Genomic DNA, 13,355 nt, shown 5'->3' on the forward strand with positions numbered 1-13,355 from the left:
TCAGGCCAAAACCAAGTGCTTCTTATCAGCGGCTGAGGTTGCTGGAAAAGGCTGAGATAGCGGCAGGGATTTCGCTTAGGCACTGTACTTCCAGCGTTGGTGGCTCACCTCCGGGCCAGGCGGCATTGTTAAGGTTCACCCAGAGGCTGTAGAGGCCGGCTCTTTGAGCTCCCTGAACGTCATGTTCAGGATGGTCTCCAACGTGGATCACCTGGTTTGGTTTTGCTCCGGTTAGTTCCAGCATCTGATTAAACATCAGAGGGTCGGGTTTAGCCGTTCCTACCTGATCTGCATTTAAGCCGAAATCAAAGAAGTCACCAAGACCTACCTGTTCAATATCCGCGTTGCCGTTACTGAGAGCCCCAAGCTGATAATGTGGATGAAGCTCTTGGATCATTTCGATAGCATGCTGGAAAAAGGTAACCTGATTGCGCGCTTTTAACAGACAAGCAAATGCCTGTTTAATAAGCTCTTCCAGAGAATCGCCATGATAACCGCTTGCGGATAAGCCTTTGCGGAGCACGCCGAGGCGAATTGCAGTTACACTGTGTGCCCACTCAGGATGCTCTTGAACAATCTGCTCACGCAGTCTGTCAAAATCCTCAATTTGATAGCGGGCGGTAAACTCAGGAGCGTGTCTGTGCAGCCACTGATAAAGAGCCTGGTTGGCTTTGACCATCACTTCGGAGACATCCCAGAGGGTATCGTCCAGATCAAATGTAATAATACGGATCATGATTTTTTCTTTCTGTTCATTCGTAGTTCCTTTTTTGCCCGTGGATGTGCACCGTCATAGACTTTTGCCAGATGTTGGAAGTCGAGGTGGGTGTATATCTGTGTGGTAGAAATATCAGCATGCCCCAATAATTCCTGGACCGCTCGAAGATCACCGCTGGATTCCAATATATGGCTTGCAAAAGAATGCCTTAATCGATGAGGGTGGAGCTTTCCTTGTCCTTTTTCAAGTCCCCATTTCTTTATACGTAATTGTACGCTTCGCTCACTTATACGATTGCCTTGCTTGCTGACAAAGAGGGCTTGCTGGTCGAAACCAACGATTTGTTCCCTTTGCTCCAGCCAGCGGTCAAGAGCTTTGATTGCCATGCGGCCAACCGGCAGCTGACGTACTTTTCGTCCTTTTCCTGTGACTCTGAGACTCGCACCTCGAAAATCAATATCATTGATATTCAGGCTCACCAACTCCGCCAGACGCAGTCCGCTTGAGTATAGTAGTTCAAGCATCGCCAGATCTCTGCATTCGAGCGGTGTCGAAGCCGGGCGTTCTAATAATTGATGAACCTGATCGACGTCCAGAGTCTTTGGAAGTTTTTTTGGCACTTTTGGAGCCTGTATACCGGCCACAGGGTTGTTGTCAGTATGCCCTTCTCGAATGAGGTACCGATAAAAAGTGCGAATACTGGATAGTTGGCGTTGTAGGCTCTTGGCAGACAAGCCTTTACTTCGCTGGCTTGCGATAAACTGCCGTACTGAGGAAGAATCTGCTTCAATCCAGCTGTCGATTTCCATTTCCAGCAGGAGCCTTAATAATTGCTCAAGATCCCGTCGGTAATTGTTACATGTATGCGGCGATAAACGTCGTTCAGTATCCAGGTGATTTACAAATTGATCAATCCAGCTACTAAGTTGATTTGCTGTTTTGGTCAAGTCCATGAGCGGCGGTAGACACTGCTTCAGGAGGCAGTGTCGTTAAGCCCGGTAATACGATGCAGGACACGGCTAAGTATTTCACCAATATAGTTGAGAAACAAAGTTCCCATACTGCTGTGAAAGTAGTTGCTTTCGAAGCTTCCAATGGCCAACAAGCCGATGGGGTTTCCTTTGACGAGAGGGACTGCGGCTGCAGAGAGTACTTTTCCTGCATGGTCGTTAAATAAAAAATTTCTCTCTTTATCCGTCAGGCTGCCACAAATCGCCCAGTCACTCTCAATCAGATTAACCATTTGCGGGTCGGCTTCAGCTTTAGACACAACTTTCAGGTTATTGGCTTCCAGTGTTTTGGAGTCACTGAACATGATCAGCTGTACAACGTCGCCATTGAAATCCTGGCAAAGGCCTTCATCCACCGCAATGATGGCTTCATCCAGGGTGTTTGCTTCCAGCAAATTAATGACTAAACGACGCGTTTTGTCAAACTGAAGATCGTTATGGCGAGCTGCCTCAATCAGTTCACTGAGCTGAGAGTGAAGCTCGCGGTTTTGTTGCCGAAGCAGTGCTGTTTGTCGTTCGACTAATGATACCGCACCCGCCCGCTGGTGGGGGATATGCAGTTCCTGCAATAAAGCCTGGTGATGTTTGAAAAAGTCAGGATGGTTTTCCAGATACCTTACGACCTGCTGTTCTGCTTCATCGTCTGTATTGGCGACATCTGCTGGTGGTTGATCACTCATAGCTTTGTTCTTCAATAATATAGGTTCTTCAGTTTAAAGGTTCTGCAAATTCAATGGATTGGTCAGATATGAATTTGTCCTTCAAATACATTGGTAGCTGATCCAGTCATAATCAGATCAGTGCCGGCACCATGCCATTCAATGTCCAGCTTGCCACCCGGTAATTCGACTTCCACATTAGCGTCCAACATGCCTCGAATTTGTCCTGCGACAACGGCGGCGCAGGCGCCTGTTCCACAGGCCAGGGTTTCACCAGCACCTCGTTCATACACTCGCAGGCGTATATGCTGTCGGTCAATGATCTGCATGAAGCCTATATTGGCTTTGGCAGGAAAGCGCTCATGACTTTCCAGCAACGGTCCAAGTGTTTCCACAGGGGCACTGTCTACATCCTCAACGACTATGACTCCATGAGGATTGCCCATGGAAATCGCGCTGATTTCCAGTAACTCTGTCCCTATTGCCAAGGAATAGCTGCTGGATTTGATATCTGCAATAAAGGGGACTTCTGCTGGTTCAATAATGGGTTGTCCCATGTCGACTCGTACACGGTTATTGTCCGTAAGAGTGAGATAGATGGGGCCCTTCATTGTCTGAACAGCAATGGTTTGCTTACCCGTTAGACGCTTTTCAGTGACAAACTTGGCAAAGCAACGAGCTCCATTTCCGCAATGTTCAACTTCACTACCGTCGGCGTTAAAAATGCGATATTTGAAATCCATTTCAGGATCAGTAGGTGCTTCGACAATGAGCAGTTGATCAAAACCAATACCAAAGTGTCGATCAGAAAGACGCCGAACAGTATCCTGATCGATTTTGATCCGCTGAGTCATTAGATCGAGGACAACGAAATCATTGCCCAAACCATGCATTTTGGTAAAACGTACTAGCATTGCAATTCCAAATATTCTTTGCTTAGCGGGGCTGTTTATCAGTGTAACCCTGCATCACTAAATTCTTGCGGTCAAGCTGGTAAAAGACTCTCACCTTTAATTTGATGATCTATGTTCTCACGCTCTCGAATAAGATGGAAACGGTTGTCATCAATCATCACTTCAGCCGCACGGTTACGGGAGTTATAGTTGGAACTCATTGTGAAACCGTAGGCCCCAGCCGAACACACCGCCAAAAGATCACCTGCCGCTAAGCAAAGCTCTCGGTCTTTACCAAGAAAATCTCCTGTTTCACAAACCGGCCCAACAATATCCCAGGGTTTGCTCTGATCAGCTTCTGCGGGTAAACGTAACGGAATAATCTCTTGGTAGGCTCCGTAAAGGGCAGGGCGGAGAAGATCATTCATGGCGCCGTCAACAATAGCGAAATTCTTGCCTTCCGTGCATTTCAAGAACTCTACCTGCGTCAGGAAAACCCCAGCATTAGCTGCAATGGAGCGACCTGGTTCAAATATCAGCGAGAGTTTTCTGTTTCCAAGCTTTTCGATCACTGCAGCAATGTACTCTTGAGGTTGGGGAGGGGTTTCATCGGTATAACAAACTCCGAGACCTCCACCCAGATCCAAATGCTTGAGTGTTATTCCCATTCCCTCAAGCCGATCTATCACCAGTAACAGGCGATCCAGCGCATCTAGAAATGGAGCAATTTCGGTGAGTTGAGAGCCTATATGACAATCTATACCTTTGATTTCCAGATTTGAGAAAGCTTCAGCACGCTGATAAACCTCAACAGCACGCTCAATGGCAATACCGAATTTGTTTTCTTTCAGACCTGTCGATATGTAGGGGTGCGTTTTGGCATCCACATCCGGGTTAACCCGAATAGATATCGGTGCCGTTTTCCCCAGCGTCCTGGCGACTTCATTGAGGCGCTCCAGTTCGTCTTCTGATTCGACATTAAAACAGTGAATGCCGACCTTAAGAGCCTCTGCCATCTCTTCTGCCTGTTTAGCTACCCCGGAGAACACAATCCTGGATGGATCTCCACCCGCCTTCAGGACTCGTTGCAGTTCTCCAAGGGATACGATATCAAAGCCTGAATTCAGTTGAGCGAGTACGTTTAGTACAGCAATATTGGAATTGGCTTTAACGGCGTAGCATACTAAACCGTTATGTCCCTCAAGGGCTTGAGCATAGGCTAGGTAACTCCGTTCAAGCATATCCCGGGAATAAACATAAGTGGGGGTGCCATGAGTTTTAACTATTGCTTCCAGATCTACTTCTTCACCGAAGAGACGGTCATCTCGGTACTCAAAGCTGTCTACTAAACTTTCCATCAAACCATCCATCAAATGAGTGTTACTCGGGTTGCTGTTGTTGAGGTTGATCCGGTAAATAGAGGTCACCCTTTTGACCGCATCCGGTGAGCACTAGCACTCCCAAAATTAAAGCTAGGAACCAATGGTTCATTGTCGACCTCTTGAGTCAGCAAAAAATTCAGCTGCATTATACCGATTGCCTTAAGCGTTGCCCATCACACCTTGCGTACTAAAGTTTTTGTGAGACTGGGTATCAGTCAGGCCAAGTTTCAGTCAGACCGCTTGGAAAGGACTTGCCATTCCGCTAGGCTGTCTTTCGCGTATCCAGCCATTCCTGAGCTTGCTGAAAACATAATGGACTGATTCACAGGCTCCCTGATTGGCTCGAATTATGGTAACAGGTCTACTGGTAGACTAAAGGCAGTGTAGAGATGACTTATGAATGAAAGCGAATTTAATGTGCTTGTAGATGATACTCTGCTTAGTATCGAAGAAACCCTGGATGATGCGGAGACTGACCTGGATCTTATGAATGTCGGCGGTGTGCTAACGGTTCAGTGTGAAAACGGAGTGCAGGTGATCTTTACACGCCAAGCGGCTGTCAGTCAGCTGTGGATCGCATCACCTGATGGTGGTTTCCATTTTGATTACCATAAAAACGAGGAAAGCGGTGGCGGACAGTGGAGGCGGGACTCTGATTCAGAACCTTTGGAGTTGTTCCTTCAACGTGTTTTTGCCGAACATGCTGGTGAATCTTTTCAGTTTGCCCTTTGATAAGAGTCGTAATCCGATAAAGTCATTGATCCAGCCTCAGTCTGTGACCGACGTGCTTTTCGAAAGCTACCGAAGCTATTGGATTTAAGGCGGCTGAGCAGAAAGGAAACTTTTTCCTGTATTTGTATTCAAACCCACTGTCATTGAATTATTAAGCCTATGATTAGGCAGTTAAAAGTTGGAGAGAGCTTTATGCTAAAGCAGCCATTTCTATTAAAAAAAATAGCGATGCTAAGACAGTTAGGCCGGGCATGGATCGCTTTGCTGATTATTCCTTTTATGGCAGTGGCCGCGCAGGCTGCAGAATATGAAGAAGGTGTTCACTATACTCGTCTGGCAAAGCAAGTAAGAACGCAGGATCCGAGTAAGGTCGAAGTGGTTGAAATGTTTGGTTACTGGTGCCCTCATTGTAATAACTTTGAACGCTATCTTGAACCCTGGAAGAAAAAACTTGGTGACCAGGCTTACTTTAAGCACATCCCTGTGGTTTTTCGTCCGAATCAGACAGAATTTGCCAAGGCCTACTATATCGCGAAGGCATTAGGCGTTGAGGATAAAACACACTCAGGGCTTTTTAGTTTGATCCATCGCCAACGTCAGTGGATCAATAATAAGGAGCAGCTTGGGGAATTTTTTGCCAATTATGGTGTGGACGAGGCCAGTTTTAACAAGGTCTACAACTCGTTTTCCATTAATAGTCAGCTCAGCAGCGGTAACAAAAAAGCGAGCGCTTATCAGATTACCGGAGTGCCATCACTTGTCGTCAACGGTAAGTATTTAGTTTCTGCGGAATCTGCTGGAAGTCAGCGAAATATGCTCAAAGTAGTTGACTACTTAATTGCAAAGGAAAGAGCGGAACTCTGATTTTTGACTAAAACTGCCAGGGGTTGTTCCAGATCAACCCCTACTGCATGGTCTTGCCCGCAATCCTGAGCTATTATGGTGCTCTTACCCATGTGTAGAAAAGGATTGTAAATCGTTGAGTTCGAATAATCCTGAGTCTGATGACCGTCATTGGAAAAAGCGCTGTTTGCAGCTAGAGCACCAGCAAGAAATTCTTCAAGTGGATGGAGAGTTGCTGTGTCGATTACTGCAACGCTTTTGTGCGGTGACTAATGGCATTGATCAAGAGCTGGATCGCCAGCTTGAACCCCTTCAGGAAACTCTTAAGGGGTTTCCCCCTGATAAAGCCTTTTCCCCCCTCGCCAGGTCACTGGAGAGTGGTATTCTGCAAGTACTGCAGCGTCGGGATGATGGTGCGCGCTTCTCCCATGAATCGATGAATCAGCTGCTGCGCCAGCTTGCTAGCTGTGTTGATGATGTTGAAATTAATGACAAGCTGGAAACGCTTAAAGCTGAGATCGGGGAAGCCTGTGACCAGTACTATGAATATCCCCGCTTGTTGAATGAGCTGGCTCGATTTCAGGCACAGGTTTTAGATAAAAGTCAGCCCGAACATGTAGAAAACCTGAAAGTCAACGGAGGTGATCCGCATGATAAAGAGGCGCTCTGTCGCTATATAGGCGATCTTTTAGTCAAAATGCTGGAGCAACTGTCTGTACCTAAAGAAATGCTGCCAAAAGCACGTCAGTTGATGGCGCAAATAGAAGGTGGGTTTGACTGGGGTCAGCTGGAGTCGATTCTTAAGGAAGCGGTTGAGTTGGCTGTTAAAGCAACGGCCACTGGACACCAGGATTTTGAAACCTACCTGCAGGGCTTAAATGTACAGTTGGATGATATCCAGTCTTTTCTGTCAGAAAGCCGTGACCACCGGGCTGATGCCCTGGAAAGCAGCCGTTTATTGGATAAAAGTGTTCGCAGTGATGTTGCCAAGGTTGAATTTAGCTTAACAGAGTCCGATAACCTTGATCAGCTACAGAAATCTGTTAGGGCTCAGCTCAGCAATATTGTGCGCGTAGTCGACACTTATAGGGAAGAGCAGGTAATAAGAGAAAATAAAGCTGAAGAGCGTTTGGCTCATCTGCAAAAGCAAGTCGTCGAAATGGAGCAGAAGGCAGCAATAGTTCAGGAGCACCTGGAAGAGCAGCGTCTAAGAGCGCTTTCTGATCCCTTGACAGGGTTGCCTAACAGAGCCGCCTATGACGATAGCATCACCATGCTGAGGGCGGAATCTATCGCCCAGAACAAGCCCCTTACGTTGGTGGTTGCAGACCTGGACCATTTCAAAGCAGTAAATGATGGTTTTGGCCATTTGGCCGGGGATAAGGTGTTGCGGCTGGTTGCTAAAATTCTTCGTGGCGGTTTACGCGAAAGTGATGTTATTTGCCGTTACGGTGGTGAGGAATTTGTCATTGTTATGCCTAATACTGATTCCAGTCAGGCGCTGGAAGTTGTGGAAAAGTTGCGTCGTGTAATGGAGCAGAGTCCATTTAATTTTAAAGGCAAGCCCGTGCGAGTTACCATGTCCTTCGGTATTGCGCAGAATTTGGCTGATGAAGCACCAGACGGTCTCTTTTCTCGAGCTGACCGGGCACTTTATGCCGCTAAGGAAGCTGGGCGTAATCGTTGCATTTTGGCCGAGTAAATAACTGTTTTGTACGATTATTGATTAACCAGTTGGGTTTTCAGTGCCTCAGCTCACTCAGTTGATGAGTGTTTGGGGCTGCACCCGTTTGGGGCTATAATATGCGCGCTATGATTTACCCATTCAAACAATGGGCTAACTTCGATCAAAACCAGAGACATTCATGAAGACACAGGACCGGACCCAGAACAACAGCCAGGAAAAAACACATTTTGGCTATGAGCAGGTGGATGTTGGCGATAAAGAAAATCGTGTCGCTGAAGTTTTTCACTCGGTAGCGGCTAAGTATGACTTCATGAATGATCTGATGTCCTTTGGCGTTCATAGATTGTGGAAAATGTTTACCATCGAATATTCAGGGGTTCGCAAAGGACAGCGAGTGTTGGATATAGCCGGTGGAACTGGCGATTTAACGTTGAAGTTCTCCCGGTTGGTTGGATCTGAAGGGCAGGTTATATTGGCCGATATTAACGATTCAATGCTGAAAGTTGGCCGCGATAAGCTACAGGATAGAGGGGTTGGTGGCAACGTTCGATACGTGCAGGCAAATGCAGAAGAATTACCTTTTCCAGATAACTATTTTGATTGTATAACCATTGCATTTGGATTGCGTAATGTTACTGACAAGGATAGAGCGCTTGCGTCGATGGCGCGGGTGCTTAAGCCGGGTGGACGCCTTCTTGTCCTTGAGTTTTCTAAGCCCGGAAGCAAAGTGTTAAGCAAGGCTTATGATGCTTATTCATTTTCCCTGTTGCCGATGATTGGGAAAGCCGTTGTTAATGACGCTGATAGCTATCGCTATTTGGCGGAGTCCATTCGTATGCATCCGGATCAGGAGACCCTTAAAGGGATGATGGAAAACGCCGGATTAGTTCGATGCTCCTACCATAACATGACCGGGGGAGTGGTTGCGCTCCATAAAGGGATTAAGCCCTGAACGCACCCTGTCCATTCTATTGAAGTAGAGGTCTAACCCCGGTGCTTAGGATTCTTCGCCTATTTAAAATCGTGCGGGTTGTCGCCAAATACAGGCTTGACGATCTATTCGATGAACTGCCATTACCCTGGTACGCCAAGGCATGTTTGCTAATGCTGCCCTGGCGTTACTTTTACAGTAGCGCTTTACCTAGAGGGCAACGTTTACGTCTGGCAATGGAAGAGCTGGGGCCGATTTTTGTCAAATTCGGACAAATGCTGTCTACTCGGCAAGATTTGCTGCCTGGGGATGTTGCGGCGGAGCTTACTCGATTGCAGGACCAGGTCCCTCCCTTTTGCGGAGATGAGGCGACCCGAATTGTAGAGCGTGCACTTGGGGAGTCTGTCACTACACTGTTCTCCAGTTTTGATAGTACACCTCTGGCCTCAGCCTCCGTGGCACAAGTCCACACAGCTACCCTGCACAGCGGTGAGGATGTTGTTGTTAAAGTGATACGTCCGGGTATTGATCGGATTATCAAGCAGGACGTAGGTTTGCTTTATACACTGGCTCACCTTGTTCAGAGTGTCTGGGCCGACGGTCGTCGATTGCGTCCGGTAGAAGTTGTTGCTGAATACGAAAAAACAATTTTTGATGAATTGGATCTTCGAAAAGAGGCGGGAAACGCTTCTCAGTTGAAACGTAATTTTGAAGGCTCTGATATTCTATATGTTCCTGAGATCTACTGGGACTTTACGCATCGGGATGTAATGGTGATGGAGCGCATCTACGGAACCCCCGTGTCTGATATCCATGCGCTGGAAAGTCAAAACACCAACTTCCGGCTATTGGCTGAACGTGGAGTGGAGATCTTTTTCACTCAGGTGTTTCGAGACAGTTTCTTCCATGCTGATATGCACCCGGGAAATATCTACGTTTCTTTCCATAATCCCCAGGACCCTAAATACATAGCGTTAGATTTCGGCATCGTGGGGTCTTTAACTCCTGAAGATCAAAGCTACCTGGCAAGAAACTTTTTGGCATTTTTCAAACGAGACTATAAGCAAGTTGCGCAGCTTCATATCGACTCTGGATGGGTGCCGGCAAATACTAACGTAAATGACTTTGAAACGGCCATTCGCAGTGTTTGTGAGCCGGTTTTCGAAAAGCCACTGAAAGAAATCTCCTTTGGGCAGGTGTTATTGGGCTTGTTCCAAACCGCCCGTAGGTTCAATATGGAAGTACAGCCTCAACTAGTGCTGTTGCAGAAAACGCTGCTTAATATTGAAGGTTTAGGGCGGCAGTTATATCCGGATCTTGATTTGTGGCAGACGGCAAAGCCTTTTCTTGAGGATTGGATGAAGCAAAGAATGGGCGCTCGTGGGCTCTTGCAGGGGTTAAAGGATCGTGCCCCGGAAATTGTTGAGCAGCTTCCTCATATGCCTCAGCTTCTGCATGATGCCTTAACTCAGTTGAAGCGACTGGATGATGTTCAATTGAGAAACGCGGCAGCCAGAGAGTGGGCTAAGCAAACTCAGGCACGAAAGTGGCAAATACACTGGGGGAGGGCTCTCGGAGTTGTTGCGATCTTAGCTGCTGTCGGAGCAGCGGGACTGGTACCTGCGGAACAATTACAACAGCTACCGGCAAGTAGCTGGATGTTAGGTGTGGTTGGAATTTTATTGTTAAGCAGTCAGCGAAGCGGATCTTGATTCGCTGTCAAAGATAGATCGACACCCAATTTTTGATCTGAGCTGTATAGCTATTCGGAGTGGTGAAGTGACCTACCAATGGTTGGATGAAATAAAGTGGAACAGTGATGGCTTGGTGCCTGCTATTGCCCAAGACTATCAGACGGGTAAGGTGTTAATGATGGCCTGGATGAACAGAGATTCGTTGGCATTGACAGTAGCCGAGCAACGGGCCATTTATTGGTCCCGCTCAAGAGGCAAACTCTGGCGTAAAGGTGAAGAATCAGGCCACGTGCAGGTTTTGCATGATATTCGTTTAGACTGTGACAGTGATGTGATATTAATGACTGTCGAGCAACGGGGTAATATTGCCTGCCATACCGGACGGGAGCATTGTTTTTATAAGCAACTTCAGCAGAACTCCTGGGTAGCCGTTGAAGAGGTTAAACGAGATCCAAAGTCTATCTATCGGAAGAACGATGAGTAATGACATTTTAAAGGCCCTGGCGGAAGTGCTTGAACAGCGAAAATGTGCGGATGCTGATAGTTCTTATGTGGCAAGTCTTCATGCGAAAGGGTTGAACAAGATTCTGGAAAAGGTTGGGGAAGAGGCAACGGAGACCATCCTGGCGGCTAAAGATGCCCATCTCAGTGAGGATAAAAAAGAGGTGGTTGGTGAAACTGCCGATTTATGGTTTCATAGCCTGGTTATGCTTTCACACTTGGGTTTGGGGCCTGATGCGGTTTTAGAAGAACTAGGGCGCAGGTTTGGGCTATCTGGTTTGGAAGAAAAGGCCTCGCGTAACACCAAAGGCTAAGAGACCTGCGTTAGGTTCTTGGTTTATTAATGATGCTCATAGATTAATTGGGTTTACGGATTGGGCGAAATCAAGGACAGTAGGATATCGTTAAGACTATCCTGAATGCCTATCTGAAAATGGTGTCAGAATTTTAATATTAATCTATCCGATGGTCGGATAGAAAATTCATTCAAGAGTGACAGGAGAACAACATGGGTTTTGGTGGTATTAGTATCTGGCAGTTGCTAATTGTCCTGGTCATCATCGTTTTGATTTTTGGAACCAAGAAATTCCGTAACATTGGTGGGGACTTGGGTAATGCTGTGAAAGGTTTTAAAAAGGCAATGAACGAAGACGAGACTACAACTGCGAAAGATGAACCAAAGCAGATCAAAGAGGATGCAGATTTTACCGATGCTGCTTCCAGTCAGACCGAAAAAGAAAAATCGACTGACAAATCCTAACTGCCATTATTAGCCCGTTAGGTACCGTTTATGTTTGATATCGGTTTTGTTGAACTGCTTACTGTTGCCGTTGTTGCTCTAATTGTGGTCGGGCCCGAGCGGCTCCCTTCTGCCATTCGAACGGTGGGGCTGTGGGTTGGTCGCATACGGCGTACGCTCGGCAGTGTTCAGAGGGAGATTTCCGAAGAACTTCGAGTTGACGAAATGCGACGAGCCGCTAAAGATCAGCAGGAACGTCTGGAGTCTCAGGTGGATAGCCTGCAAAAACCTTTTAGCGAATCCTTAAGAGAAGACATTCTGGCTCCTGGCAAGCCAGAAAAATCCACCTCCTCTGAAAGTGAATCCTCAGAGAAGACAGCGAATAGTTAGTAAATCTGTTACTGGGGAACCATGACTCAGAATCAATCCAATGAAATGACCGATGACGACAAAATACAGCCTTTGATTGCTCATCTAATTGAACTTCGTGATCGCATATTGCGAAGTTTGCTGGTGGTGCTTGTGCTGTTTTTGCCGTTATTTTATTTTGCCAATGAAATATATGCGTTTGTATCAGAGCCGTTGACTGCATTGCTGCCTGCCGGCAGCACTATGATAGCTACGGATGTGACGTCACCCTTCTTTGCCCCTTTTAAACTGACGCTGGTGTTGGCTATTTTTGCTGGTATTCCGTTTATTTTGCATCAGGTTTGGGGCTTTATTTCTCCTGGTTTATATCGGCATGAAAAAAAGATAGCAATGCCGCTGTTGTTCTCCAGTATTTTTCTGTTTTATTGTGGAGTTGCTTTTGCCTACTTCGTGGTGTTTCCGCTGATGTTTGGCTTCTTTACCAGTATTGGCCCTGAGCATGTTGCCGTAACGCCAGATATAAGTAGCTTTCTGAACCTCGTGTTGAAGCTGTTTTTTGCTTTTGGTGTAGTTTTTGAAATTCCAATTGCCACTTTATTGCTGTTGTGGAGTGGAGTAACAACCGTTGAAAGTTTAAAGCAGAAAAGAGCCTACGTTATTGTTGGGTGCTTTGTTGTTGGTATGCTGCTGACGCCTCCAGACGTTATTTCTCAATCCCTACTCGCGTTGCCAATGTGGCTTTTGTTTGAGCTCGGAATTTTCTTAGGTGGGGTATTGGTAAGAAAGAAGGCTGATGATGAGGAAGCTTCTGCATAGTTATTGGTGATAAGTTCATGCTGCTGTTCATTGAATGACAAATGAGTTTGTTAGACAGCATTAAGGAGGGCATTGCCCTCCTTTTTATTTCTGAACCTTGTTTGAGGGTTAGTGGTTGTTTATCCAGACCCACTCAATTTAATTCCATTGCTTCCCTCTTTATACCTGCTTTATTTAATCTCAAAAATACTTCAAAACATGTGTTGACGACAGCGCTCAGGTCTGTAGAATACGCCCCCACGTTGTCGCTGAAGGCGGCAATAGAAGTCCGGCAAAACCCAAGCAGCATCAGGTTTTGCAGCGGTTGATTGAAGATCTCACCGAGGTGAATGACTGAATCAACCGGCTGAAATAAACAGTTGACTTCGAGATTGGCGCGAT

The 13,355-nt window shown here is 46.6% G+C and carries 17 protein-coding genes; 10 read left to right on the forward strand and 7 right to left on the reverse strand.

Annotation, left to right across the window (positions count from 1 at the left end; genetic code table 11):
- Nucleotides 1–25 precede the first annotated feature (25 nt).
- The 6 genes from BGP75_RS01895 to BGP75_RS01920 form a co-directional block, all read right to left on the reverse strand.
- Nucleotides 26–736 (reverse strand): HAD family hydrolase, encoded by a 711-nt coding sequence (locus tag BGP75_RS01895; RefSeq protein ID WP_083704571.1) that lies wholly within the window; start codon nucleotides 734–736, stop codon nucleotides 26–28.
- A complete protein-coding gene (gene xerC, locus BGP75_RS01900) occupies nucleotides 733–1,671 on the reverse strand; it encodes a tyrosine recombinase XerC (RefSeq protein WP_076714503.1) in 939 nt (312 codons plus the stop codon). Before xerC ends, BGP75_RS01895 begins: the two co-directional genes overlap by 4 nt.
- Before the next feature lie 20 nt (nucleotides 1,672–1,691).
- A complete protein-coding gene (locus BGP75_RS01905) occupies nucleotides 1,692–2,408 on the reverse strand; it encodes a DUF484 family protein (RefSeq protein ID WP_076714505.1) in 717 nt (238 codons plus the stop codon).
- A gap of 62 nt (nucleotides 2,409–2,470) precedes the next feature.
- On the reverse strand, nucleotides 2,471–3,301 hold the full coding sequence (gene dapF, locus BGP75_RS01910) for a diaminopimelate epimerase (protein WP_076714507.1): 831 nt from the start codon (nucleotides 3,299–3,301) through the stop codon (nucleotides 2,471–2,473).
- A 71-nt stretch (nucleotides 3,302–3,372) separates the two neighbouring features.
- Entirely contained in the window at nucleotides 3,373–4,638 is a 1,266-nt protein-coding gene (gene lysA / locus BGP75_RS01915; protein WP_076714509.1) for a diaminopimelate decarboxylase, read from the reverse strand.
- A gap of 22 nt (nucleotides 4,639–4,660) precedes the next feature.
- The gene (locus BGP75_RS01920; RefSeq protein ID WP_076714511.1) at nucleotides 4,661–4,771 is read right to left on the reverse strand and encodes an LPS translocon maturation chaperone LptM; all 111 of its coding nucleotides are present in this window, start codon (nucleotides 4,769–4,771) and stop codon (nucleotides 4,661–4,663) included.
- Between the two features lie 287 nt (nucleotides 4,772–5,058).
- On the opposite strand from BGP75_RS01920, the gene cyaY reads away from it, so the two are divergent.
- The 10 genes from cyaY (at nucleotide 5,059) to tatC (ending at nucleotide 12,974) form a co-directional block, all read left to right on the forward strand.
- Entirely contained in the window at nucleotides 5,059–5,394 is a 336-nt protein-coding gene (cyaY, locus tag BGP75_RS01925) for an iron donor protein CyaY (protein WP_076714513.1), read from the forward strand.
- A 192-nt stretch (nucleotides 5,395–5,586) separates the two neighbouring features.
- Nucleotides 5,587–6,258 (forward strand): thiol:disulfide interchange protein DsbA/DsbL, encoded by a 672-nt coding sequence (locus BGP75_RS01930; RefSeq protein WP_233152818.1) that lies wholly within the window; start codon nucleotides 5,587–5,589, stop codon nucleotides 6,256–6,258.
- Between the two features lie 115 nt (nucleotides 6,259–6,373).
- Nucleotides 6,374–7,939, forward strand: a complete 1,566-nt coding sequence (locus BGP75_RS01935) for a GGDEF domain-containing protein (protein ID WP_076714515.1) — start codon at nucleotides 6,374–6,376, stop codon at nucleotides 7,937–7,939.
- Nucleotides 7,940–8,102: 163 nt separating this feature from the next.
- Nucleotides 8,103–8,876: a bifunctional demethylmenaquinone methyltransferase/2-methoxy-6-polyprenyl-1,4-benzoquinol methylase UbiE gene (ubiE, locus tag BGP75_RS01940; RefSeq protein ID WP_076714517.1), complete on the forward strand. Its 774-nt coding sequence runs from the start codon at nucleotides 8,103–8,105 to the stop codon at nucleotides 8,874–8,876.
- Between the two features lie 41 nt (nucleotides 8,877–8,917).
- A complete protein-coding gene (gene ubiB / locus BGP75_RS01945; RefSeq protein WP_076714520.1) occupies nucleotides 8,918–10,567 on the forward strand; it encodes a ubiquinone biosynthesis regulatory protein kinase UbiB in 1,650 nt (549 codons plus the stop codon).
- A 67-nt stretch (nucleotides 10,568–10,634) separates the two neighbouring features.
- Nucleotides 10,635–11,033: a phosphoribosyl-AMP cyclohydrolase gene (gene hisI, locus BGP75_RS01950; protein ID WP_076714522.1), complete on the forward strand. Its 399-nt coding sequence runs from the start codon at nucleotides 10,635–10,637 to the stop codon at nucleotides 11,031–11,033.
- Complete coding sequence (locus BGP75_RS01955; protein WP_076714524.1) at nucleotides 11,026–11,364, forward strand: phosphoribosyl-ATP diphosphatase; 339 nt, start codon at nucleotides 11,026–11,028, stop codon at nucleotides 11,362–11,364. The genes hisI and BGP75_RS01955 overlap by 8 nt, the downstream gene beginning before the upstream one ends.
- A gap of 194 nt (nucleotides 11,365–11,558) precedes the next feature.
- Nucleotides 11,559–11,810, forward strand: coding sequence for a Sec-independent protein translocase subunit TatA (gene tatA, locus BGP75_RS01960; RefSeq protein ID WP_076714526.1), 252 nt, complete (start codon nucleotides 11,559–11,561; stop codon nucleotides 11,808–11,810).
- 30 nt (nucleotides 11,811–11,840) lie between these two features.
- The gene (gene tatB / locus BGP75_RS01965) at nucleotides 11,841–12,179 is read left to right on the forward strand and encodes a Sec-independent protein translocase protein TatB (RefSeq protein WP_076714528.1); all 339 of its coding nucleotides are present in this window, start codon (nucleotides 11,841–11,843) and stop codon (nucleotides 12,177–12,179) included.
- A gap of 45 nt (nucleotides 12,180–12,224) precedes the next feature.
- On the forward strand, nucleotides 12,225–12,974 hold the full coding sequence (gene tatC, locus BGP75_RS01970; protein ID WP_083704575.1) for a twin-arginine translocase subunit TatC: 750 nt from the start codon (nucleotides 12,225–12,227) through the stop codon (nucleotides 12,972–12,974).
- Nucleotides 12,975–13,107: 133 nt separating this feature from the next.
- Here tatC and BGP75_RS27325 read toward each other — a convergent pair.
- Nucleotides 13,108–13,355 (reverse strand): hypothetical protein (locus BGP75_RS27325; protein WP_233152819.1); only part of this gene is annotated, 248 nt, incomplete at its 5' end.

It is taken from the genome of Motiliproteus sp. MSK22-1 (genome assembly GCF_001968815.1).
GTDB lineage: Bacteria > Pseudomonadota > Gammaproteobacteria > Pseudomonadales > Balneatricaceae > Motiliproteus.